We start from the raw sequence: 24,755 nt of genomic DNA, 5'->3' as shown, positions 1-24,755 counted from the left end.
CCTTGTTCATAATTAAAGGGTTAATTTTCATTTTCTTCAAAATTAATTTAAGAAAGTGCAAAATAAAATCATTGAAATAATTTCATTTTGCACTTTTCATTTTTAATGTCTAAAGTGACGAACATTAGTGAAGAGCATCGCGATGCCGTATTTATCAGCCATATCAATTGATTCTTGATCGCGGATACTACCACCAGGTTGAATAATCGCTTTTATTCCTTTTTCAGCAGCGTATTCAATACTGTCGCTCATTGGGAAAAATGCATCACTAGCTAAAACCGCTTCAGAAACTTTGGCGCCTGCTTGTTCAATCGCAATTCTAACAGAACCCACCCGATTCATTTGACCGGCACCAATCCCTAAAGTTTGATGGTTATTAGCCACCACGATTGCGTTAGATTTCACGTGTTTCACAGCTTTCCAAGCAAAATCCAGCGCCACCATTTCTTCAGCCGTTGGTTGACGTTTCGTTACCACTTGCCAGTCAGCTACATTTTCGCTAATCACATCTTGATCTTGCAGTAACACGCCACCTAAAACGGAAACAACTTCTGCATCAGTCGCTTGTTTTTTGTTAGTGAAATCAATCGTCATTAAGCGTAAATTCTTCTTCTTAGCTAAAATTTCAAAAGCGTCTTCTTCAAAAGCTGGTGCAATGATAATTTCTAAGAAAAGTTCATGCATTTTTTCAGCCGTTTTTACATCCACTTCCCGATTTAAAACGATGATTCCGCCAAAAATCGAAACTGGATCAGCAGCATAGGCTGATTGATAAGCATCAAAAATGGTTTCCCCAATCCCGATACCACAAGGATTCATATGTTTAACCGCCACAACTGCTGGTTCATCAAACTCACGCGAGATGCGAATCGCAGCATCGGCATCTTTAATATTGTTGTATGATAATTCTTTACCATGCAATTGTTTTCCACTAGCAATTGAAAAATCAACTGGTAAACTATTTTGATAAAAAACAGCTTCTTGATGGCTATTTTCACCATAGCGTAAAGTTTGTTTTAAATCATAAGTCAAAGTTAACGATTCTGGATTTTCTTCTCCCACTAAATCAGTTAAATAACTAGCAATTAGAGCATCATAAGCAGCCGTATGACGGAAAACTTTCGCCGCTAATTTTTTGCGATTAGTTAAAGTTGTATCGCCAGTTGCTTGCAACTCATCAAGGACAACTTGATAATCTGCTGGATCCACAACTACAGTTACAGCACTGTGATTTTTAGCAGCCGAGCGCAGCATACTAGGACCACCGATATCAATATTTTCAATTGCCAATTCTTCTGTTACATCAGGTTTCAGAATGGTTTCTTTAAAAGGATATAAATTAACACAAACCACATCAATTGGTTGAATATCATGTTCAGCCATTGCATCCATATGACTAGCTAAATCTCTGCGACCTAGTAAACCACCATGAATTTTAGGATGTAAAGTTTTCACTCGTCCATCCATCATTTCAGGGAAACCAGTTACTTCATCAATCGCCAAAGTAGGAACACCGGCTGCTTCTAAAGCAACTTTAGTGCCACCTGTTGAAATGATTTCAAAATCTAAATCTACTAAGTTTTTAGCAAATTCAATAACGCCTGTTTTATCAGAAACACTAATTAATGCTCTTCTCATGAGTTAAATTTGCTCCTTTATGCTTGATTTTCTTGAACAACTTGATTAATTACTTGCGGATATAATTGATGCTCTAAAGCATGAATTTTTTCTTCTAAAGAAGCTAAAGTGTCTTCTTCAGTAATGGCAACTTTGCCTTGAGCGATAATTGGCCCCGTATCTACGCCAGCATCAACATAATGAACCGTTACACCCGTTTCAGCGACACCAGCGTTAAAAGCATCAGCAATGCCATGCATGCCAGGAAAATTAGGCAGTAAAGCGGGATGAATATTAATGATTTTATTTGGAAAAGCCGCCAATAAATCTTTGCCGACAATTCGCATATAGCCTGCTAGAACAACTAATTCCACTTGATACTCTTGTAAAATTGTCAGCAAAGCTGTTTCATAATCGCCTTTAGAATCAAAATCTTTAAGAGAAAAAGCGGCGGTTGCAACATTAAATTTTTTTCCCCGCTCTAAAACATAAGCTTTTGGTTGATCAGAAAATAGTAAAACAATTTCACCAGCGATTTTTTTATCAGCAATAGCTTGCGCAATGGCTTCAAAATTACTACCACTTCCTGAAGCTAAGACAGCAATTCTCATTCTGCTTTTCCTTTCAAAATAACGACTTCATCAGCTTTTTTAACTACTTTGCCGACAACATAACAAGCTTCATTTTGCTCAGCTAACGTTGCTTTTACTTCCGCTAACTTATCAGGCGCTACCGCTAAAACCATCCCTAAGCCCATATTGAAGATTTCATACATTTCCATCGCAGAAATCTCACCATATTTTTCTAATGCCTTAAAGATTGGTAAAACTGGCCAAGAACCCATTTCGATTTCAGCAGCTAAATCGTTTGGCAACATTCTAGGAATATTTTCAATAAAACCGCCCCCAGTAATGTGAGCAATTCCATGAACTAATTCTTGTTTAACTAACGGCAACAAAGCATTGACATAGATTTTTGTTGGTGTTAATAACTCAGCACCTAAAGTGGTATCGCCTAATTCAGGTAGCTGACTGCTACCGGTGAAATCATTCATTTCAAAAAAGACTTTACGAACTAATGAATAGCCATTAGAGTGAATCCCTGAAGCAGGTAATCCTACCAAAATATCCCCTTCAGCAATCTTTTCGCCAGTTACTAATTGGCTTTTTTCAGCAATCCCCACAGCAAAACCAGCTAAATCATAATCATCTTCACCGTACATCCCAGGCATTTCAGCCGTTTCGCCGCCGATTAAAGCCGCTCCTGCTTGAACACAGCCTTCAGCTACACCAGCCACAACTTGCTCTAAGCGGGCCGGAATATTTTTACCTGTAGCAATATAATCAAGAAAATACAATGGTTCTGCACCTTGAGCGACAATATCGTTGACACACATAGCCACACAGTCAATGCCAATTGTTGCGTGTTGATCTTCTTGAATGGCTACCATCAACTTCGTGCCCACACCATCTGTTCCTGAAATTAAAACTGGTTCCTTCACATCCACCGTCGATAAATCAAAACAACCACCAAAACCGCCTAATGCTCCCATCACACCAAGACGTTCCGTGCGTTTAACATGTTTTTTAATTCTTTCAACTACTTCATAGCCAGCTTCAACATCGACACCGGCTTTTGCATATGCATTTGCCATGCTGTCCTCCTTAAAATTTAATCCCTTTTAACTTTTAAAAAAAGGATACTTTTTCTTCTAATGATGCTTGATAAGCTTCTTCATAATCATACAAAGGCGTTGGATAATCGCCATTAAAATAAGCCATACATAAACCTGAATATGGTGCATCGAAATTTAAGCCAATCCCATTGATTACGCCTTCTTCGCTTAAATATTTTAGCGAATCAGCACCGATACACTGACGAATTTCTTCAATAGAATGATTGGCGGCAATTAATTCTTTGCGCGTTTGAATATCAATACCATAAAAACAAGGATATTTTAATGGTGGCGAAGCAATCCGCACATGAACTTCTTTTGCGCCGGCTTCTTTTAATAGTTGAACAATTCGTCGACTGGTCGTTCCTCGCACAATTGAATCGTCAACCATGATAACTTTTTTCCCTTCAACAACGCCACGAACGGCTGATAATTTCATCCGCACGCCTTGATCCCTTAACTCTTGCGTTGGTTGAATAAAGGTTCTAGCAATATATTGATTTTTAACTAATCCAATTTCATAAGGAATCCCGCTGGCCTCGGCATAACCGCTGGCAGCTGATAAAGAAGAATTTGGAACGCCTACCACCATATCGGCATCAATCGGCGCTTCTTCCGCTAAAATTCGCCCCATATTTTTACGAGCGGTATGGACGTTAATACCAGCAATATTTGAATCGGGACGAGCAAAATAAATGTATTCCATCGCACAAATCGCATATTGGGTATCTTCCGTATAAGTTTCAACCTGAATCCCTTGATCGTTAATTATCACAAATTCGCCAGGATGAACATCTTGCACAAATTCCGCACCAATCACTTCTAACGCACAGGTTTCTGAAGCTACCACATAAGCACCGTTCTTCATTTTGCCAATCGCTAAAGGGCGAAAACCGTTAGGATCTAGCGCCGCAATCATAGAAGTTTCAGTCATTAACAAATAAGCAAAACCGCCTTTAACTTGATTCAAAGCTTCTTTTAGCTGTTCAGTAAAAGTTGGCTGCTGACTGCGCCGAATTAAATGCATTAAAATTTCAGTATCGGAATTAGAATGAAAAATCGCCCCAGCTTGCTCTAACTCATTGCGTAAGCTCTTGGCATTAGTTAAATTGCCGTTATGAGCTAAGCCTAATGAACCATCATAAAATTTAAAAAGGAAAGGTTGAATATTATCGACGCTGCCATTACCCGCCGTTGCATAACGGACGTGACCAATGGCGGCGTTGCCTTTTAAACGATCTAATTGGCGATCATCTTTAAAAACTTCTGACAATAGCCCTAAACCACGATGACCGTCTAATTTTCCTTCGCGATTGACAACAATGCCGGCGCCTTCTTGCCCGCGATGCTGTAAACTGTGTAAACCAAAATAAGTTACCCTGGCAGCGTCTGGATGTCCCCAGACTCCAAAGACACCACACTCTTCATTTAAACTTTTTACTTCATAAGACATGGAATAGCTTCCTCCCACAATTTATGCGCTTGTTTCACATCAACAGCAACTTTGCCATCAGTAACAGCAATCAATAATTGTGGATTTTCAGTAACAACCCCAATCTTAACAGCTTTCTCAGCTACTAAAGCTTCAAAGGCTTCTTGATTTTCAGGTTTAACGGAAATCACAAAACGTGATTGTGTTTCTGAAAATAGATTTTCTTTTGGCATCTCTAATGTTACTGAAGCGCCAAGTTGTTGCGTAAAGCAACTTTCGGCAAGTGCAACGCTTAAACCGCCTTCCGCACAGTCATGAGCACTGGCTACTAAGCCGGCTTGAATTGCTGCTAAAACTAAAGCTTGATTATTTTTTTCAACAGTTAAATCAAAGTCCATCAAACGACCTTCAATTTTACCTAACTGCATTTTTTGTAATTCAGAACCGTTGAAATCAGCTTTGGTTTCACCGATAACATAAATTAAATCGCCAGCTTGTTTAAATTCTTGAGTCGTAATATCTGCTAAATCTTTAATTAAGCCAACCATACCAATCATTGGCGTTGGATAAATGGCTTTGCCATCAGTTTCGTTGTATAAAGAAACATTACCAGAAATAACAGGTGTATTTAACATTTCACAAGCTGCCGCAATCCCGTCAGCTGAAGTCCATAATTCCCAAAAACCTTCTGGCTTGTCAGGAGAACCATAATTTAAGCAATCGGTAATCGCTAAAGGTTGACCACCACTCGCTACAATATTTCGAGCTGCTTCAGCTACTGCGATTTGACCACCAATTTCCGGATTTAAATATAAATAACGAGCATTACAGTCAGTCGTCATCGCTAATGCTTTATTCGTTCCCCGAACACGTAGAACAGCAGCATCGCTACCAGGTCGAACAACCGTATTGGTACGCACTTGTGAATCATAAGTTTCGTAAATTGATTTTTTAGAAGCAATCGTTGGTTGTTGTAATAAAGCCATTAAAGTTTCAGAAGCATCTTCAACCACTGGTTTAAAATCTGCCATAGCAGCAAATTCTTGAATCCGCGCTGGTTCTTGTTTTTCTTTATTGTAAACAGGTGCATCTTCCGCTAAAGCATCAACTGGTAAATTCGCTACTTCTTGACCTTTATGATATAAGCAGTACATGCCGTCATCAGTTACTTCACCGATAGACACTGCATCTAAATCATATTTTTTGAAAAGTTCAACAACTTCTTCTTCATGACCTTTTTCAACACAGATTAACATCCGTTCTTGTGATTCTGATAACATCATTTCATAAGGCGTCATGCCTGTTTCCCGTTGTGGTACATCATCTAAATAAAGTTTTAAACCAGAACCGGCTTTTGAAGCCATTTCGGCACTTGAAGAAACTAAACCAGCGGCTCCCATATCTTGAATCCCAACTAAAATGTCGGCGTGATCTAAAATTAATTCCAAACAAGCTTCTAATAATAATTTTTCCATAAAGGGATCGCCAACTTGTACGGCTGAACGTTGTTGTTCTTCCCCTTCAACAAATTCTTCAGAAGCAAAAGTTGCCCCGTGAATGCCATCGCGACCAGTTTTAGCGCCAACGTACATAATGGCATTGCCGACACCTTTGGCTTGACCTTTTTGAATGTCTTTATGGTCGATTAAACCAACACACATAGCGTTCACTAAAGGATTTCCACTATAACAAGCGTCAAAAGCAACTTCGCCGCTAACTGTCGGAATCCCGATACAGTTGCCATAGCCACTAATTCCGCTAACAATTTCTTCTAATAAATATTTGGTGCGCTCATTATCTAACTCACCAAAACGTAGAGAATCTAAAATCGCAATCGGGCGAGCTCCCATACTGAAGATATCGCGAATAATGCCGCCAACACCAGTTGCTGCGCCTTCATAAGGTTCAACAGCAGAAGGATGATTATGGCTTTCAGCTTTAAAAACAACCGCTTGGCCATCGCCGATATCAACAATCCCCGCACCTTCACCGGGACCTTGTAAAACTTGCGAACCACTTGTCGGAAATTTGCGTAAAACAGGTTTTGAATTTTTATAAGAGCAATGTTCGCTCCACATTACTGAAAATAAACCTGTTTCAGTATAATTGGGCATTCTGCCTAAAATATCTTCGGCAATCATGCGATATTCTTCATCAGTCAAGCCCCACTCTGTATAAATTCGTTTTTCTTTAATTTCTAAAGGAGTCGGTTCCATTATGTTCATCATCATTAAGCAGTCACCTTTCCGAAGTTTTTCAAAATTGAAGCAAAGAATTTTTTACCATCTTCAGAGCCTAACAAACTTTCCATCGCCCGCTCTGGATGGGGCATCATTCCTAAAACATTACCAGCTTTATTAGTAATACCGGCGATACTTTCAATACTGCCATTAATATTTTCATCTTCATAAGTAAAGACGATTTGGTTGTTGGCTTTCAGCTCAGCCAAGGTTGCTTCATCACAGTAATAATTGCCTTCACCATGAGCAACAGGAATTTGAATGATTTCTTTTTCAGCGTACTCAGAAGTAAAAGCCGTTTGATTGTTAACAACTTTTAAAGTAGCTGTCTTACAAATAAAATGTAAAGACTCATTTCTCCGTAAAGCGCCTGGTAATAAGCCCGCTTCAGTTAACACTTGAAAGCCATTGCAAGTACCAAAGACTGGTTTCCCTTCTTCAGCAAAACGAATGACTTCTTCCATAATATTTGAAAAACGCGCAATTGCGCCGCAACGTAAATAATCTCCATAAGAAAAGCCGCCAGGTAGTAAAACGCCATCAAAGCCAGCTAAACTTTTAGCATCATGACGCACGTATTCAGCTTCTGCCCCCATCACATCTTTAACTGCCCAAAGCATATCCATATCACAATTGGAGCCTGGAAAGACGATTACAGCAAATTTCATTTTACGCTTCCTCCAACTCAGTAATTTCGTAACGATAGCTTTCCATATTAACATTAGCTAACAATTTATCACAAACTTCTTCTACTAACGTTTCAACTGGCCGTTCACTCTTAGCAATTTTTATTTCAAAATACTTACCAATTCGAATTTCCTCAAATTCGTTGTAACCCATCCGGTGTACAGCACCTTTAACGGCTTCGCCTTGGGGGTCTAAAACAGATTCCTTATAAGTGACATAAACTTTTACAAAATACATAATAATTGAACTCCTTTTATTTTTTATTATTTATTTGGTAGATAAACGATTTAACACTTCTTGGTAGACAGGAATTAAATCACCTAAATCACGACGATAAATATCCTTATCTAAATGCTGATTGCTGTTCATATCCCACAAACGACAAGTATCTGGTGAAATTTCATCAGATAATAAAATTCCTGATTCGCTGCGACCTACTTCAATTTTGAAATCAATCAAGCGAATCTCGATTTCTGAAAATAAAGCTAGTAAAGCTTGATTAACTTGTAAAGCAATTTCTTTAATCACTTCAATTTCTGCAGCTGTCGCAATTTCTAATACTTTGATATGTTCGTCATTTATGAAAGGGTCATCTAATTCATCATTTTTGAAATAGAATTCAATGATTGGAAATTTTAGTGGTGTACCTTCAGGAATAGCTAAACGCTTGGCAAAGCTGCCAGCTGCAGTGTTACGAACAACTACTTCTAGGGGAATAATTTCGACGCTCCTAACTAATTGTTCGGTTTTAGATATTTTTTTAATAAAATGGCTTGAAATACCTTTTTCAGCTAAGCGCTCAAAAATTAAACTGGTAATTTGATTGTTTAACTGACCTTTACCTTGAATCAAATCTTTTTTAGCGCCATTTAAGGCAGTCGCTTGGTTTAAATACTCTACCCATAAGACATCAGGCTCATCTGTCTTAAAAAGTTTTTTGGCTTTTCCTTCATATAAAAGTTCTATCTTTTCCACAAATCTTATCTCCTTTAATATAAAGCGGAATGAGTTGTTAACTCTTACAGCTGATTTTATACAAACGTTTTTCAGAACAAAGTGAAAATTCGTTCGTTAATTCACTTTTATTTTAGCAACTGAAAATATTAAGGTCAACGTTTTATTTACATTAAAAAGCATTAACTAACAAAACGTTCGTGTTTGCCGCAAAAATTGATTAATCACAAATTTATCAAGCGTTTACATTTCCGGAAAACAATGCTATAGTTTAAATATCTATTTCAGGGGGCTTGAATATGGAAAATTATTGGAAATTGGCGCAAACGTTTTTGGCTGGCTTGGATAATCAGCAAAAAACAGCTCTTTATAATGAATTGTTAAAGATTAGTAAGATTCACGAAAAAAATCAAAACGTTAAACACTACTCTTTACGAAAAATTCGTCGAGCAACACATAGATTATTTGATGATCGTAAGCAAACGTTCCATTATGTAAACAATTTTCACGAACAAATTACTGTTCAACAAATTCAAGAACAACATCTACTTAAAACTTGTTATAAAATTCAAATAAGCTTTAATGAAGATGAAGTTGACTATTTATTAATTGAAAATCTCTTAACTTTGCTAAAAGAAGAATATGTAAATGCCAATCTTTTACAACCTGTTATTGCTTAAATACGTAAAAAAGCGACTGAGAATCTTCTCAGTCGCTTTTTCTTTACGCTTCGCCTAAGCCCATACGCTCAAAAATGATATCAACATTTTTCAAATGATAATTGTAATCAAAAGCATCATCTAGATCTGCTTTCGATAACACTGAAGTGATTTTTTCATCTGCATCCAGTAATGGTCGAAAAGCCGTTTGATGATCCCAGGCATAAGCTGTTTTTGGTTGCACTAAATCATAAGCTGCTTCTCTGGTCATGCCATTATCAATTAATTTCAACAAGACCCGTTGGCTATAAATTAAACCAAAAGTAGCATCCATGTTGCGCTTCATATTTTCAGGGAAAACCGTCAGATTTTTAACAATATTACCAAAACGATTTAACATATAATTAAGTAAAATTGTCGTATCAGGAATAATAATCCGTTCTGCTGAAGAATGAGAAATATCCCGCTCATGCCATAAGCTAACATTTTCATAAGCAGTAACCATGTGTCCCCGGACAACCCGCGCTAAGCCCGCCATATTTTCTGAGCCGATTGGATTGCGTTTATGGGGCATTGCTGATGAACCCTTTTGCCCTTTAGCAAAAAATTCTTCTACTTCTCGTGTTTCAGATTTTTGAAGCCCGCGAATTTCTGTAGCAAATTTTTCAATACTAGTAGCAATTAGTGCCATGGCAGAAAAATATTCAGCATGCAAATCTCTTGGTAAAACTTGCGTAGAAATATCTTGTGGACGAATTCCTAAATGGGTACAGACATATTCTTCAACAGCTGGTGGAATATTAGCAAAAGTTCCCACCGCACCAGAAATTTTACCAGCTTCTACTCCTTTAGCAGCATGTTCAAAGCGTTCAATATTCCGTTGCATTTCAGAATACCACAATGCCAATTTCAAACCAAAAGTTGTTGGTTCCGCATGCACACCATGCGTTCTACCCATCATCACCGTATATTTATGTTCTTTAGCTTTTACTGCAATAATATCCGCAAAATTTTGCAAATCTTTTCGCAAAATATCGTTGGCTTGTTTAATTAAATAACCATAAGCAGTGTCTACTACATCGGTACTTGTTAAGCCGTAATGCACCCATTTACGCTCTTCTCCTAATGATTCAGAAACAGCTCGCGTAAAGGCCACAACATCATGACGGGTTGATTCTTCAATTTCTAAAATACGCGCCACATCAAAAGTAGCATTTTCGCGAATTTTTTTCACATCTTCTTGGGGAATATAGCCTAGCTCCGCCCAAGCTTCATCAGCTAAGATTTCAACTTCCAACCACGCTTGATAACGATTTTGATCTGTCCAGATCGCCGCCATTTCGGGACGAGAATAACGCTCTAACATGAATTTCTCCCTCTCTTATCTCTTTTACTTTAAACTTTTAAAGATTTGACTGATTGCTTCTAGTTTTTTTATCCCAAATACCTGTTGCTTTTACTTCTTTTAAAAGTTTCCGCATTTCTTTGGTTAAAATGGTGATATGCCCCATTTTACGGCCGCTTTTCGCTTCGGCCTTTCCATAATAATGGAAATTCCAAGTTGGTTTTTCAGGAATTAATTGATAAGTTTCTTTCAACTCATCCCCTAAAATATTAATCATTAAGGCACGACTTAATAAACGAACATTTGGCATTGGCCAACTACAGATTCCACGAATATGGGCATCAAATTGACTAATCGAGCAAGCCTCAATGGAATAATGCCCAGAATTATGCGGTCTTGGCGCCAATTCATTAACATATAAGCCACCATTTCGCGTTAAAAACATCTCAACAGCTAAATCACCAGCTAGATTTAAAGCTTTAGCGATAATTTTAGCAATCCGTTGTGCTTCATCAGAAACTTCATTTGTAATTCGCGCTGGTACAATCGTTTGATGCAAAATATTATGGCGATGAATATTTTCAACTACTGGGAAAACACTAGTTTCTCCTTTACCGTTGCCAGCCACCACAACTGAAATTTCTTTTTCAAAAGGAATCCATGCTTCTAACACACAAGTGCCTTGTTTTAATAAAGGCATCGCTTCAACTAAATCCTCTTCTTTATGAATCACAAATTGACCTTTGCCATCATAACCACCACGCGTGGTTTTCAACACGCAAGGATAACCGATGCTGTCAATTTCTGTAATTATATCGGCTGGCGTGGTAATGGTTGCATAAGGTGCAATCACAATATTATTTTCTTCCAAAAAGGCTTTTTCTAATAAGCGATCTTGGGTAATAGCTAACATATCTGTCCCTTGGGGAATTGGAACATTATTTTCAATACTGCTTAATGCAGCTACGTCAACATTTTCAAATTCATAAGTAACAACATCGCAACGCTTAGATAATTCCTCTAAAGCACAAGTTTCATCATAACCAGCAATTACATGCCAATCACTTACTTGTGCAGCCGGACAATCTTTTACGGGATCTAAAATCCCTACGCGAAAACCCATTTGTTTGGCGCTAATCGCTAACATTCGTCCTAGTTGCCCACCACCAACGATACCGATGGTTGCTCCTGGTAATAATGGCTTATCCAAGTTGATCACTACTTTCTAATACTGTTTTCGTCATTTGCTGGCGTTTTTCAGCAATTCTTTCGGCGATAGCTTCATCATTAATTGATAAAATTTGAGCGGCTAATAAGCCTGCATTAGTTGCTCCCGCTTTACCAATTGCCGTGGTAGCCACAGGGATTCCCCCAGGCATTTGCACAATTGATAATAAGGAATCTAAGCCATTTAACGCACGAGACTGCACGGGTACACCAATAACTGGTAAAGTGGTTTTTGCTGCTACCATGCCAGGTAAATGAGCGGCACCACCTGCTCCAGCGATAATAACTTTAATGCCTCTTTCACGAGCCTTTTCAGCAAAATCAAACATCAAATCTGGTGTTCGATGAGCAGAAACCACTTTTTTCTCATAAGCAATTCCTAATTCATCTAAACTATCACAGGCGAATTTCATTGTTTCCCAATCAGATGTGCTCCCCATAATTACTGCAACTAATGCTTCCATCTTTGCTCCCCTTACTGTTAGTTTTCAGAAAATTACTGACTCTTATTTCTTTTCCTAATTTTAACAAGCAATAGATTTCCTGTCAAAGAAAATCGAATGATATCTTTTTTTATCTATCTAATATTCGTGTTTTAAGCTATTTACTACTCTTCAATAAATTCTACTTGGTTATCTACAAAAGCTTTAATGCGAGCTAGTGAATAAACTGGCATCCCCATATCTTCCAATAGTTTACGGCCACTTTGGAAAGATTTTTCAATTACAATCCCTACACCAACAACATTAGCCCCAGCTTGTTGGCAAAGTTCGATTAACCCTTTGGCAGCTTGACCATTCGCCAAAAAATCATCAATTACTAAAACATTGTCATCAGCTGATAAAAATTTACGAGAAATAGAAACCGTACTAGTTACTTGTTTGGTAAAAGAATAAACAGAAGTAGTTAATAACTCTTCATTCAAAGTCAAGCTCTTAGCTTTACGTGCAAAAACCATAGGTACATTTAACGCTAAAGCTGTAAAGACAGCTGGTGCAATGCCGGAAGCTTCTAGCGTAACTACTTTAGTAATGCCTTCACTTGCAAATTTTTCAGCAAATACTTCGCCGATTTCTTTCATTAATTCCGCATCTACTTGGTGAGTTAAAAAACTATCAACTTTAAGAACTTCCCCACTTAAAACAGTCCCATCTTTTTGAATACGTTCGATTAATTTTTTCATTTTTATCCTCCTCATAATATTAATTTTTCTTTTGAAAAATTAGTTTGATTTTCGCTTATGTTTTAGTTTATTCATAAATCTAATAAATTGCAAGCAAGCTTTATTATTAAAAAGCAAAAAAGCTAAGAAATCACTCATTTAGCAATTTTCTTAGCTTTTGATTATTGATTTAAATTTTCTAATTCTGTTTTACGGTATTTTTCCATTTTCTTACTAAATAAATCACCATTAGTCGGTGGCGTAAAAGTAATCGCATTTGCGCCTGCTGCGATCGTTTCTTCAATACTTGCTTCTGTTGGTCCACCCGTTGCCATAATTGGTAATTCTGGATAAAGTTTACGGAAGTGAGCAACTGTTTTGGCGGTATCTTTACCTGCGCTAATATTGATGATGGAAACGCCAGCTGCCAATTTTTCTTCAATCGGTGTATGAATTGAAGTTACGGTACTAACTACCGGAATATCAACAACTTTGCAAACATCAACGACTGTTTCCAGCGGGGTTGGTGCATTTAAAACCACACCAATTGAACCTTGTGCTTCAGCGAACATACTCATATAAGAACAGCGACTCCCTTGGGTTAAGCCACCACCTACCCCAGAAAAAACGGGGATATCAGCGGCTTCGATAATACTTTTCGTTATCGCTGGATGTGGCGTAAAAGGATAAACCGCAATTACAGCATTAGCATCGGTATTACGAATAATTGAGATATCAGTAGTAAAGATAATCGAATGAATAACTTTACCAAAAATCATAATCCCACTAGTTTGATTAATAATCGGTGGTACCCGCACAATATCTTGACGTAGCTCAGTCATAATTTCTGGCACAAATTTTTCTTCCATAACTTCCTCGCCTGCTTTCATGTAATCATACAACAATGTAAAGATTTTTAATCGTATTGATTTAGCTGATGACTTTCAATTACTTGAATAATTTTAGTGCTATAATCAGGATCAGTAGCATAGCCAGCTTCTTGTAAAGCTATGGCTGCTTGTTGATAATTCTCGGCAACTAAAACCCCCGCATATAAATTAGGATCCCAGCTAACGCCATTAACAAATAGCAAAGTATGCTCTCGCATTGATTCTTCCCAGGAATTGTAAACACGGAAATCACCTTGAATTGTAATCCATTTTTGATTAACAAATTCCATAGTTTCTAAAGTAACTTTGGGCGTGCCTTCAGAGGCTTTAATTCCAAATAAATTATAATATTCAGAAGCTAACTGACTCTTACCCCAATCTGACTCTAAAATCGCCTGCCCTAAAATAATACTTGGTAAAATACCATATTCTGCTTGCAAGGCTTTTGCATGAGGTTGCAAGAATTGAATAAATTCTTCGTGACTCATACTTTCATGTTGCTGTTCTACAACTACTTCGTTATTGTCATTATTAAATACTGGGCTAATTAATGAAATAAAGGCTCTCACAAAAATCAAAAAAGAACCAATTAAAATAATAATCGCAATGCTTACTTTTCCAAAATCAGATTTCCTTTTCCTTGAGGAACGTCGTCTCTTTCTTGCCAATTTATGCTCCCCTTGTATAAAAGCCGCAAGAGCTGCTAGTTTAAACTTAAGTAAAAACTACTGGCTCTTACAGCTAAATTAATTAAGCAATTAGTTTTGTATTTCCATTCTAATGCTTTGTCTATTCTTCTAATAACTCTAAATACTCTTCTAGAGTGATATTGTGCTTAGTAATATACTGGGCACTTTCTTTACCAACATAACGTAAATGCCATGGTTCATAAGTGATTCCGGTAATCTTTTCAGCACCGTCTAAATATCTAATGATAAAACCATAATTAGCAACATTTTTCGCTAACCACTCAGCACCTGGTCGTTTACCGTAAGCTTCATCTAAAAGCTCGCCAGCATACTCAGTGTAATTATTGTACCAATCACCATCTACCACATCCACTGCTAAACCGGTATGATGTTCACTAAAGCCTGGTTCAGTAACGGTTTCTTTCGCTTTGGTAATTGCGTCTTCATCAGAAAGATTCAATTCAGTCTTCTTCTGCGCAACTGTCCCGTCAAAAACCGTTTGTTGGGAAGCGATTGAACGGAATGCCGAAACCGGCACTAATTGAAACCCAGCTTCTTGAGCAGCAGCGGCTAAAGCTGTATACTCTTCGGCAATGCGCTTATCTAACTTCTCTTCACCATAATCGGCAACGTTTACCAACTGATCTTCAGGGATTTCCTCTTTAATTTTATTAAAAGGTCCTACTAAAGATAATTGCCAATCATTAACAGATACATCTGGCAAATCACTATTTTTTTTATTATTAGTTGTATCTTTATCATTGTTATTCTTATCTTTGGTATTATTTGCCGTATTTTCTTTAGCAGGTGCAGTCGTTTCTGGCTGATCATTTTTAAAGTTTTTATAGCTATCTGCTAATGAATAGTAAGTCGTTCCAAAAAGAATGATTACTGAAGCAATTCCCAAAAGTTTATTCCACTGTTTTTTATTTTTCACAAGCCTATTCCTTTATTCTTTAATATAGGTATCTAAAAGATTTTCATTGGCCCAATCCAACAAGGGAACTTCTGAGCCTTCAATTTGTTGCTGAACAGCTGCTGGTAAACGAAAACTAATAATATCGTCAAAACCCCACTCGCCGTAGTTAACAGCAACTCGTAAATGAATATAGGGTACCCGCTTTTCTTCGTCTTCCTTGGTTGGTGCGATCAAATCGACTGTAGCTAGTTTGTTTTCAAGCCATTTTTGAGCAATCGCTACTTTTAGTCGCTTATATTCATTGACTGCAACATTACGTTTTTCTGGAAAAAGAACGCTTTGACGCAAGATTTTTTGCAATAGCATCCATTCATAATCACTAAACAAGCCTTTAATCTTTTGTAAATTATCTGAAGATAAGTTAACTTTGCCTTCTTTCCAATTAAGCCATTCAAACTCTGAAATTCCTAATTGCTCAGTATAAAAGTGATTTTCGGAGTCGAACTGCTCTAATATCGCACTAATAACAATGTTAATATAAACTTGATGCATACTTTCAGCCTCCCATTAGTATTATTTTACTCAAAAATGAAGAAAAAAGCACGAGTTTCCTGTAGTTGTTATGTTTTTTTAACCTATCTTTATCAATTGCAACATATTCTTAAAAATATAACATTCAAATAACAATTAAGCAAGAAAACCGACTATTTATTACTAGCGGAAACTATTTTTAATCGTATTATTTTTAGATTAAGGGCATTATAAGTTATAATGAATAGATAATTATACGATAGGAGTGTTTTATTTGAAAACTTATCATTGGGGCATCATTGGTTTAGGTGATATTGCTCAGCAATTTATTACTCAATTTCAGCAAGAACACGCTGAAATAACTGCAGTCGCCTCTCGCCAAATTGCTAAAGCCGAAAAAATCGCTAACCAATATCAGATTCCTAAAGCTTATGGCAGTTATGCAGAGTTACTAGCTGATTCTGAAATTGACATTATATATATCGCTGTCCCTAATCGTCAACATATTGAACATATCTTATTGGCTTTAGAAGCTGGTAAACACGTTCTTTGTGAAAAAGCTATTACTATGAACCAGCAAGAATTAACTGCCGCTAAACAATTAGCTAGCGAGAAAAATTTAATTTTAGCAGAAGCTATGACTATTTTCACTATGCCGCTTTACCAACAACTAAAAGCCACTGTAACTAGCGGTAAATTAGGTCAGCTTAAAATGATTCAAGCGCCGTTTGGTAGCTACAAAGAACCTGATCCTACGAATCGTTTCTTCAATCCAGAATTAGCTGGTGGTGCTTTATTAGATATCGGCACTTATGCGGTTTCCTTTGCTCGCTTCTTTATGAACCAACAACCCACTGTTGTGGCTAGCGCGATGTTACCTTTTTCAACAGGAGTTGATGAGCAATCCATTACTATTTTAAAAAATCAGCAAAATGAAATGGCAACTGTCAGTTTAACTTTCCAAGCAAAAATGCCAAAAATCGGTATCGTCGCTTGCGAAAATGCTTATATCACAATTCCTGAATATCCGCGAGCGGATCAAGCGGAAATTATTTTTAACGATGGCAGCAAAGAATTTATTGAAGTTGGCACTAGCAGCCAAGCTCTAAATTATGAAGTCAGCAATTTTATAGATATGGTGGAAAATAACCGCCCGAACACTTCATTGGATTTAACAACTGATGTGATTAGTCTTTTAGACCAAATGCAACAACATTGGCAAAATAAATAATAAAAAACGTGAACATTAAGTCGGCTTCCTTTACTGATGAAAGGAAAATTAAAAACTTATTGTTCACGCTTTTTTTATTCTTGATTTTCTTTTTGAGCAAATTCCGCTTTAATTTCTATTAAAGAAGTAAATAATTGTAAAAATTGAAATAGCTCTGCCCGATTTTCAAACTCATCTCGGGTTTGTGGTAGCGACATTTGTCGATACATTTCATAAACTTGAAAAATTGCTGCTAATAGTTCTTGTCCATCGTTTTCTTCAGCAAAAGTGCTAGCTGCCAATTCTAACAAAGATTGCATTCCTTGAACTTGTTCAGGGGCTACAGCGATTTTCTGTAAATGACTACTCATTTCTAACAAAATTTCAGCTTGTGTTCGCCGCATTGAAAAATAGCTAACGTAGTATAAATTAGGATTAAACCAATGATTTTCTTGAAATTGTGTCGCTAAAGCTTCTGTTTCACGAATAAATTTCTTCAATTCTGTAATTTCTTGACATAAAGTCTGACTTTGAGCGGAATGATTGATAGCTACCGCCATGGCTGAAAAGATTTCTCGAAAAGATAATTCAATTTTCGCTTGTCTATCTTGCAAATCTTTTTCAATGTTAGGCATATGTAAATTCATTAACAAAGCAAAGCCAACGCCAATAATCATCAAAGCAAACTCATTAAAAATTAAACGATAATCCATACTTTGTTGAGTCAAATAATGCGTAACCAAAACTGAACAAACGACAATTCCATCAGAAAGCTTAAATTTAACTGTTAAAGTAATAAATAATAGTAGATAAATTCCAAAAGCAATAGTGCGATAACCTAAAATAGTAAAACACAAACTACTAATTAAAGTCGCCAGTGCTAATGCCACTAAACGATTAACGCCTGTTTCTATAGAAGAACGCTTTGTATTTGTTAAACTCAAAACGGCAATAATTCCCGCAGAAGTTGGATTGCTTAATTGTAAAAAATTAGCAAGTAAAATAGCTAAAGTAGCACTAACTGCTGTTTTAATTGTTCGTAATCCGATATGCATAACTGTCCCCTTTTTATTTTTTTCAAAAAGTCAATTTCTAAAGATTATACAAAATCTAGTAGCAAAACACTAGCTTTTTGTCTTTTCTTTGCTATAGTATAGACAGAAACGGAGTGGTCAAGCGATGGAGTGGAAAAAATTTAGAATCGGCTTAAGAACAACAAAAAGTGCCATAGCTGTCATGCTCTGTATTTTGATTTTTCATTTTACTACTGGTGAAAAACCGATGATTGCAGCAGTTGCAGCAATTTTCGCTTTAAGGCAGGATTTAAATACTAGTGTTTCCTTCGGTAAATCAAGAATTATCGGAAACAGCTTAGGTGGCGGCTTGGCTTTATTTTATTTTTTCGTTAAAGCTTATTTTCCTGATGAATTTTTAGCGGAAGTTATTTTAGTGCCTTTATTAGTCGCTTTATGTATTGCGATTTCCAACGGGATTGATAATAATACAGGGATTGTTTCAGCAATTTCGACATTACTATTAATCACTTTAAATATTCCTGAAGGTGAATCTTTACTTTATATTTTAAGTCGGGTTTTCGAAACTTTTGTAGGAACTTTTATTGCAATTGCCTTAAACTTTTTTACTTCACCTAAACCCAAAGAACAAAAAGCGGAAATTACCGAAGACCTTGCTGTTTTAGCGGCAAAACAAGATAGCTTAAGAAAACAGCTTTTAGCGGTTCAAGAGCAAATTTCTCAGCAAAAGAAAAAATGACTCAACTACATAAAGAATCCTGTGATAGACGCCCTTTTATCGGACATCTGCCACAGGATTTCTTATTTTCTTATCAGTAAATCATTAATCGGCACATCTGAAAGCCACTTGTTCATAACGCCAGCCTTGGCCAACTAGCCAATCAACTTCGGCTTTACTATTTGTGTAGTGATGAGAACCGGCACTCTTATCGTTAGGATTATAGACACGGTAAACTTCTTTACCACCATTACCACTAGCAGAATGGAATGAAATGCCTTCTTGACGCCAACCAAGTGAACCTAAATGATTATATTCATTAGCATCTTTTGTTAGGAAATGTTCTCCAGAATTAGGGTTGTAAACACGATAAACTGGTACACCATTACTTGCATCAGCAGCTTTGAAAGCTACCTTTTCATCATGCCAACCTTGGTTAATTGCGATATTGTGTTCAATTTTATTCAAAGTATACAAATGTCCACCATTATTTGGGTTATAAGCTCGGTAAACACTACCTTCTGCCTCTGCTGACACGCCATTACTAAATAGTCCAGTGTAATCAATTGAAATATCAAAAGAATGAGCGATGCCATCAACATAATATCTTGAGCTCCACTGCCAAGCCGCATTGCCATTATTCCAGTTCATTGAAGCATCAGGTTGATAAGGATATTGGGCTACCCAAATATTTTTCGCACCAAATTGGTCAACTGAAAATGGACCACTATAACTTGACTGGTTCAACCAGCTTAATGAAGTATAATAATAAACATTATTATAGCCTAATTGATTCAAACGACTAGTAAAAGCTGCCGTTGTCGGATTCAAATTGGCATTTTTCATAACGCCTTCTTCAATATCATCAACCATGTTAACAGTCTTAGGTAAACCTAATTCTGCTACATAGTTTGCAAAATATTCAGCTTCAGCATTAGCTGCTTCACCGCTTGTATAATGAGCATAGTGATAAACAGAAACTTTCAAGCCTGCTTGTAAAGCATTATTAACTTGTGAACCTGCATTAGGATTACGGTAGCTAGTTCCTTCTGTGGCTTTAACAATTACACCAGTAACGCCATAAGCCATCATTTTTTGATAGTCCGCAACAGAAATATTACCGTTGTGAGAAGAAACATCAATAAAGTCCGCCCGTGGACGATTACCCTCACCCGCACGAACATCATCAACATCTGTCCGAGTTAAAAAGCCTCTAACTGCTGTTTCTTCTGGATTTAAATCCGAATTTTTTTCTTCCTCTGGTAAATAGAAATCAAAACCTTCTAGAAGATTATCTTGTAATTCAATTTCAACAACCTCTTGCGTAGTTTCAGTAGCTTCAGCAAAAACTGCTGGCATACCAATTGTCGCAAGTGTACTTAGCACCAAAAAACGACAAACATTTTTTTTCTTCATCTTTATTCCCTTTCAAAATCTCTTTATAATTTTTTTATTTCTATATTATTCTAACACTAATAACTATTAAAAGAAGCTTTGTTAAATAATTGATAACTTTTTAATCTAATTGTTACAGAAAAAAACAACCACCTATCCCCCGCGTGAATAAGTAGTCATCTTTCGCTTACAATGTTTGATTTAAGCGAACCATGTCTTTTAAAACAAGACCATTTTCGATAATTTCTTCTGAATAATGACTTACAAAAAAGTCCTGTTCAATATGACTCATACGAAAACCACATTTTTGATACAAATAAAGTTGTTCTACGCCTGTACTGCCTGTGCCGACTTCTATTTGTTGATAATTTTCTTGTTTGGCTAACTCAATTACATGGTGAATCAATTTGGTAGCAATTCCTTGACCACGAAACTCTTCTGCCACAGCAAGATTAATAATTTCAACAATTTCTGGACGAGTTGGTAAAAGTAATAAAATCCCAACTACTTGTGATTGTCTTTCTGCTACAAAAATTCGGCTACGTGATAAATATTTTTCAACCACCTCTTTAGCAGGGTCAGCATCTAAAATTAACAACCAATGAGCGTCTTCCAATTGATTCATGGTTATTTCTTTAATTTCAATCATTTTCTTCCCTCATTTCTGTAAAAATTTGACTACTTATTTATAATATATCACACTTCCCCATTTTATAAGGCTTAATAATTTATTCAATTTTAATTAAATCCAAGGGAAATTTATCGCATATTTCTGAAAAACTTGCTAGACTAAAAAGAAAAAGGAATTTTCAACTGATGAAGAAAAGAATCAAAAAAACAGTTATTAATCTTGTGGCTATTATTTTTGTAGTGGCAACTGGTTATGGCTTAGTTGTAACCGCAATGATTTTAAAGGAATTTAAAAGTTCCCCCAATCCAGAAATCACTAGTGATACCTTGATTGTTTTAGGGGCACAAGTGCAAGGAAAAACTAAAGAAACAGCTATTCCTAGCAAATCACTACAAGAACGTTTAGATAAAGCTATACAATATTTCACTAATCATCCAGAAATCACCATTATTGTTTCTGGTGGCCAAGGTACTGATGAAGCTGATTCTGAAGCCAATGTCATGGCAAAATATCTTATTAAAAATGGCATCCCTGAAGCACAAATCATCCGTGAAAATAAATCAACTAGCACTTTAGAAAATTTGAAATTTTCAAATGAGTTAGTGCCTTTAAACAATGCCGTTGTAGTCACCAATGATTATCATATGTCCCGCACAAAATCAATCGCTAAACGTCTCGGTTTTCATTTAGAAGGTTCCAGTGCTACTACTGATAATTCTTCAAAATATCACAGTTATTTAAGAGAAATTTTGGCAATGGGTTATCATCTATTATTTGTGTGGAAATAATAGACGATAGCCCTATTTTTTTAATTATCTTTTTCTGGCTAGCTATGCTATAATTTTATGTCTAAATATTTATTATTTCCTAAGAAAAAGGTATTTTTCTTAGTTTTTCAAAAGTATACGTATAGCATTTTTATTTCAAAGCAGAAACATTTGGCTTTTTAAAGAAAAGGAGCATTTTTTTGGATAAAGAACAGCAATTAGAACAGCTTCATGTTGAAGAAACAGTCACTATTATTAAGCAGGAAGATTATGTATTAAAGAAACAACAACAATCTGCTCAGCAAATTATGAAAGAACAAAGTGAGCAAACTGCTGATCAGCAAATTCGCTTTGGTTCAGATGAAGCTTTTTATGAGTCCGCTATGGATTATTATCAACATGAACAAGAACTACTTTTACGCTACCAAACACTAGAAGCCCAAGAAAAACGTTTAAAAACCTTGAATATTATGGAAGATAATCCTTATTTCGCAAGAATTGATTTTAGCGAAGATCAAGAAAATGAAAAATTATATATTGGGATTGCTTCTCTTAGAGATCGTCATGAAAATCCCATCGTAATTGACTGGCGGGCCCCTATTTCTAATCTTTTTTATGAAGGTGAATTAGGAGCTACTAGTTATGAATCTGTAGATGGTATGCATGATGTTCAGTTAACTTTAAAACGTCAATTCAAAATTCGTGATGCTAAGATTCAAGCAATGGCGGATACTTCCGACACTTTAACCGATGATTTATTATTAGATATTTTAGCGGAAACGTCTTCGAATAAGATGAAAAATATCGTTTCCACCATTCAAAAAGCTCAAAATGCTATCATTCGCGATAAAAATAAACACCTTTTAGTACAAGGAATTGCCGGTAGTGGGAAAACATCTGCACTTTTACAAAGAGTTGCCTATGTTTTGTATAGTAATCGCAAATGGTTGGATAGCCAAGAAGTATTATTATTCTCCCCTAACCATTTATTTAGCGACTATATTTCAACTGTGTTGCCTTCATTAGGTGAAAGTGGCATTCCAACGCTAACTTTTCAACAATTTGTTCATGGCTTGTTGCCGCAATATCAAATTATTAATGAAGCGCAACAAGAAGAAACTTTTTTAAGTGGTGAAAAAAATCTTAGTAATCGTTTAAAAAGTGGTTTACAATTGGTAGATTTTTTAGAAAAATATACTAAAAAAATCACTCTTTTCGGTCCCCTTTTCCAAGATTTAAAAGTTGACCAACAAGTTGTGATTGAAAAAAGTAAAATTCGTTATTGGTATCAAGAAACTAATATTGAATTACCAATGTATCAAAGAATGCAACTGTTGCAAACAAAGCTTTTGAAAAAAATTGGTGGCCTACAAAAAGATGAAGCTCGTAAAACTTGGGTAAAAGATGCTGTCGAAGAAATTATTGATGATGTCGTGGCTAATGATCCTGATTTTGAAGATAATGAAAAAAATGAAAAACGACTACGTCGCAAATTGGCACAACAAATTGTTGCTCAAAAATTCCGACCTTTATCCTTACGAATCAAACGCTATCGCTTTATCAATTACAATAAGCAATATTTGCATTTCTTACAATCAACTCCTGCAAAAATTTTGCAAGATAACGATATTACAACAGAAGATTGGCAAGAAAACTTATTAGCTACCCGACGTGCTTTTGGTCAAAAAGAACTCTTGCAAGAAGATGCCGTCTTGTTCTTTTTATTACAAAAAGCCATGATTCCTTTCACCCCTAAACAAAAAGCTCGTTTTATTTTTATTGATGAAATGCAAGATTTTTCTCCAGCGCAAGTGGCTTTATTACGGAAACTCTATCCACGAGCAAGTTTTAATTTCTGTGGTGATTTAAATCAAAAAGTCTTTGCTAACGAAAGTATTGTGCAGTTATTACCACATTTATTTACTAATGATGAAGTAAAAACTTATGAATTAACAACAAGTTATCGTTCTACTAGTCAAATTACTGAATTTGCTAATCATTTACTTTCAGAAGATAGTCTTTCAGAAACAACTGCTCGTGATGGTAATTTACCAATAGTTATCAGAGCTCACAGCCAACAAGGAGCTTTATCTTATTTGCAAAAACAATTATTACAAATCAATCAGCAACACCCTTACTGGCGAACAGCCATTATTGCTAAATCTCTAGCTGATTGTCAAGCTTTGTATGCACAATTATCTGATGAGTGGCAACAGAAAATTCAATTAGTGGCTTCTGAAGATGACTTTTTAAAACGTTCAGTAATTATTATCCCAGCCTATCTAGCAAAAGGGTTGGAATTTGATAATGTCTACCTTTGGGATATTAATTTCCAAAACTTTACAACTAGCCAAGACCAATTAATTTTATATACGATGGCTACCCGGGCAATGCATGAATTAGCTGTGGTTACTATTCAATCTGCTAGCCCACTTTTATCTGAAATACCTGAAAGTGCTTATTTATTGAAGGAAGTGTAAGAAATTTTACGGTTCAAAAAGGGGTGTCAAAATGAAAAAAAGGTTAAAAGTGTTTGTTTTTCTGTTTTTAAGTATAATTTTTCTAAGTGGTTGTCGAAAGCTAACAAGTGAATCTTTTGATGATGTAGGCAGAGGAATGACTGAACAAGAAGTCACGGAGATACTTGGAAAACCCTCAAAAAAGATTACTAAACAAACCGAAGTATCAGAAGAGATAAACTCTCATTATAAAACAGCTATCTCTATTTTAAGCATTGCAGATGAAAATAAATATTCTGATGAATACGAGTATATTTATAATCAAGCACTCAAACTAGGTGGGGTTAAAGAATTAATTGAACAAGGTAACTCAATTATAATTTATCAGTATAAATATAAAAAAGAACATTCTGATGGCAAGGGAATGCAACTACTTTTTGACACAATTTAAAAAGAGCATCTCATTTTAGTCATCTTTTTCCGGTAATCTACTGGTGAAAGGTGACCTAATTTC

25 protein-coding genes are annotated in these 24,755 nt (G+C 36.1%); 6 read left to right on the top strand and 19 right to left on the bottom strand.

The window, feature by feature from the left end; genetic code table 11:
* Positions 1-102: 102 nt before the first annotated feature.
* The 8 genes from purH to purC are packed head-to-tail and all read right to left on the bottom strand — an operon-like array spanning position 103 to position 8,626.
* Positions 103-1,638 (bottom strand): bifunctional phosphoribosylaminoimidazolecarboxamide formyltransferase/IMP cyclohydrolase, encoded by a 1,536-nt coding sequence (gene purH, locus M2139_RS10950; RefSeq protein ID WP_280738887.1) that lies wholly within the window; start codon positions 1,636-1,638, stop codon positions 103-105.
* Positions 1,639-1,655: 17 nt separating this feature from the next.
* Positions 1,656-2,228, bottom strand: coding sequence for a phosphoribosylglycinamide formyltransferase (gene purN, locus M2139_RS10945; protein ID WP_280738886.1), 573 nt, complete (start codon positions 2,226-2,228; stop codon positions 1,656-1,658).
* The gene (gene purM / locus M2139_RS10940; protein ID WP_280738885.1) at positions 2,225-3,271 is read right to left on the bottom strand and encodes a phosphoribosylformylglycinamidine cyclo-ligase; all 1,047 of its coding nucleotides are present in this window, start codon (positions 3,269-3,271) and stop codon (positions 2,225-2,227) included. The genes purN and purM overlap by 4 nt, the downstream gene beginning before the upstream one ends.
* A 34-nt stretch (positions 3,272-3,305) precedes the next feature.
* On the bottom strand, positions 3,306-4,745 hold the full coding sequence (gene purF / locus M2139_RS10935) for an amidophosphoribosyltransferase (protein ID WP_280738884.1): 1,440 nt from the start codon (positions 4,743-4,745) through the stop codon (positions 3,306-3,308).
* The gene (gene purL, locus M2139_RS10930) at positions 4,730-6,952 is read right to left on the bottom strand and encodes a phosphoribosylformylglycinamidine synthase subunit PurL (protein WP_280738906.1); all 2,223 of its coding nucleotides are present in this window, start codon (positions 6,950-6,952) and stop codon (positions 4,730-4,732) included. Before purL ends, purF begins: the two co-directional genes overlap by 16 nt.
* A 2-nt stretch (positions 6,953-6,954) precedes the next feature.
* Positions 6,955-7,632, bottom strand: a complete 678-nt coding sequence (purQ, locus tag M2139_RS10925; RefSeq protein ID WP_280738883.1) for a phosphoribosylformylglycinamidine synthase subunit PurQ — start codon at positions 7,630-7,632, stop codon at positions 6,955-6,957.
* A 1-nt stretch (position 7,633) separates the two neighbouring features.
* On the bottom strand, positions 7,634-7,888 hold the full coding sequence (gene purS / locus M2139_RS10920; RefSeq protein WP_280738882.1) for a phosphoribosylformylglycinamidine synthase subunit PurS: 255 nt from the start codon (positions 7,886-7,888) through the stop codon (positions 7,634-7,636).
* Between the two features lie 30 nt (positions 7,889-7,918).
* Positions 7,919-8,626 (bottom strand): phosphoribosylaminoimidazolesuccinocarboxamide synthase, encoded by a 708-nt coding sequence (purC, locus tag M2139_RS10915; protein ID WP_280738881.1) that lies wholly within the window; start codon positions 8,624-8,626, stop codon positions 7,919-7,921.
* Positions 8,627-8,904: 278 nt separating this feature from the next.
* On the opposite strand from purC, the gene M2139_RS10910 reads away from it, so the two are divergent.
* A complete protein-coding gene (locus M2139_RS10910) occupies positions 8,905-9,285 on the top strand; it encodes a hypothetical protein (protein WP_280738880.1) in 381 nt (126 codons plus the stop codon).
* A 43-nt stretch (positions 9,286-9,328) separates the two neighbouring features.
* Here the strand turns inward: M2139_RS10910 and purB are convergent, their stop codons facing one another.
* The 8 genes from purB to M2139_RS10870 all read right to left on the bottom strand — a co-directional run bounded on the left by purB (position 9,329) and on the right by M2139_RS10870 (position 16,048).
* The gene (gene purB / locus M2139_RS10905) at positions 9,329-10,630 is read right to left on the bottom strand and encodes an adenylosuccinate lyase (protein ID WP_280738879.1); all 1,302 of its coding nucleotides are present in this window, start codon (positions 10,628-10,630) and stop codon (positions 9,329-9,331) included.
* A gap of 37 nt (positions 10,631-10,667) precedes the next feature.
* Positions 10,668-11,819: a 5-(carboxyamino)imidazole ribonucleotide synthase gene (purK, locus tag M2139_RS10900; protein WP_280738878.1), complete on the bottom strand. Its 1,152-nt coding sequence runs from the start codon at positions 11,817-11,819 to the stop codon at positions 10,668-10,670.
* Positions 11,812-12,300: a 5-(carboxyamino)imidazole ribonucleotide mutase gene (purE, locus tag M2139_RS10895; protein ID WP_280738877.1), complete on the bottom strand. Its 489-nt coding sequence runs from the start codon at positions 12,298-12,300 to the stop codon at positions 11,812-11,814. The genes purK and purE overlap by 8 nt, the downstream gene beginning before the upstream one ends.
* Positions 12,301-12,443: 143 nt before the next feature.
* Positions 12,444-13,019 (bottom strand): xanthine phosphoribosyltransferase, encoded by a 576-nt coding sequence (locus M2139_RS10890; RefSeq protein ID WP_280738876.1) that lies wholly within the window; start codon positions 13,017-13,019, stop codon positions 12,444-12,446.
* Between the two features lie 161 nt (positions 13,020-13,180).
* Entirely contained in the window at positions 13,181-13,867 is a 687-nt protein-coding gene (locus M2139_RS10885; protein ID WP_280738875.1) for a hydrolase, read from the bottom strand.
* 47 nt (positions 13,868-13,914) lie between these two features.
* Complete coding sequence (locus M2139_RS10880) at positions 13,915-14,556, bottom strand: glycoside hydrolase family 73 protein (RefSeq protein WP_280738874.1); 642 nt, start codon at positions 14,554-14,556, stop codon at positions 13,915-13,917.
* Between the two features lie 121 nt (positions 14,557-14,677).
* The gene (locus M2139_RS10875; protein ID WP_280738873.1) at positions 14,678-15,514 is read right to left on the bottom strand and encodes a M15 family metallopeptidase; all 837 of its coding nucleotides are present in this window, start codon (positions 15,512-15,514) and stop codon (positions 14,678-14,680) included.
* 12 nt (positions 15,515-15,526) lie between these two features.
* Positions 15,527-16,048, bottom strand: a complete 522-nt coding sequence (locus M2139_RS10870; protein ID WP_280738872.1) for a hypothetical protein — start codon at positions 16,046-16,048, stop codon at positions 15,527-15,529.
* A 253-nt stretch (positions 16,049-16,301) separates the two neighbouring features.
* Between M2139_RS10870 and M2139_RS10865 the strand changes: the two genes are divergently transcribed.
* Positions 16,302-17,258 carry a Gfo/Idh/MocA family oxidoreductase gene (locus tag M2139_RS10865; protein WP_280738871.1) on the top strand — a complete coding sequence of 319 codons (957 nt, stop codon included), beginning with the start codon at positions 16,302-16,304 and terminating at the stop codon, positions 17,256-17,258.
* 74 nt (positions 17,259-17,332) lie between these two features.
* On the opposite strand, the gene M2139_RS10860 is transcribed toward M2139_RS10865, so the two are convergent.
* Entirely contained in the window at positions 17,333-18,292 is a 960-nt protein-coding gene (locus M2139_RS10860) for an aromatic acid exporter family protein (RefSeq protein WP_280738870.1), read from the bottom strand.
* A gap of 124 nt (positions 18,293-18,416) precedes the next feature.
* On the opposite strand from M2139_RS10860, the gene M2139_RS10855 reads away from it, so the two are divergent.
* Positions 18,417-19,010 (top strand): aromatic acid exporter family protein, encoded by a 594-nt coding sequence (locus M2139_RS10855; RefSeq protein WP_280738869.1) that lies wholly within the window; start codon positions 18,417-18,419, stop codon positions 19,008-19,010.
* A gap of 84 nt (positions 19,011-19,094) precedes the next feature.
* On the opposite strand, the gene M2139_RS10850 is transcribed toward M2139_RS10855, so the two are convergent.
* Together M2139_RS10850 and M2139_RS10845 are read right to left on the bottom strand one after the other, a co-directional pair.
* A complete protein-coding gene (locus M2139_RS10850) occupies positions 19,095-20,405 on the bottom strand; it encodes a GH25 family lysozyme (protein ID WP_280738868.1) in 1,311 nt (436 codons plus the stop codon).
* 166 nt (positions 20,406-20,571) lie between these two features.
* On the bottom strand, positions 20,572-21,033 hold the full coding sequence (locus tag M2139_RS10845; RefSeq protein WP_280738867.1) for a GNAT family N-acetyltransferase: 462 nt from the start codon (positions 21,031-21,033) through the stop codon (positions 20,572-20,574).
* A gap of 167 nt (positions 21,034-21,200) precedes the next feature.
* Here M2139_RS10845 and M2139_RS10840 point away from each other — a divergent pair, with 167 nt between their 5' ends.
* The 3 genes from M2139_RS10840 to M2139_RS10830 all read left to right on the top strand — a co-directional run bounded on the left by M2139_RS10840 (position 21,201) and on the right by M2139_RS10830 (position 24,692).
* Positions 21,201-21,803, top strand: coding sequence for a YdcF family protein (locus M2139_RS10840; protein WP_280738866.1), 603 nt, complete (start codon positions 21,201-21,203; stop codon positions 21,801-21,803).
* Between the two features lie 179 nt (positions 21,804-21,982).
* Complete coding sequence (helD, locus tag M2139_RS10835; RefSeq protein ID WP_280738865.1) at positions 21,983-24,262, top strand: RNA polymerase recycling motor HelD; 2,280 nt, start codon at positions 21,983-21,985, stop codon at positions 24,260-24,262.
* A 31-nt stretch (positions 24,263-24,293) separates the two neighbouring features.
* Entirely contained in the window at positions 24,294-24,692 is a 399-nt protein-coding gene (locus M2139_RS10830; protein ID WP_280738864.1) for a hypothetical protein, read from the top strand.
* Positions 24,693-24,755: the final 63 nt, after the last annotated feature.

The organism is Enterococcus sp. PF1-24, from assembly GCF_029893325.1.
GTDB lineage: Bacteria > Bacillota > Bacilli > Lactobacillales > Enterococcaceae > HY326.
Note: the sequence above shows the minus strand (reverse complement) of the source record. Positions and strands in the feature narration are given on the sequence as shown.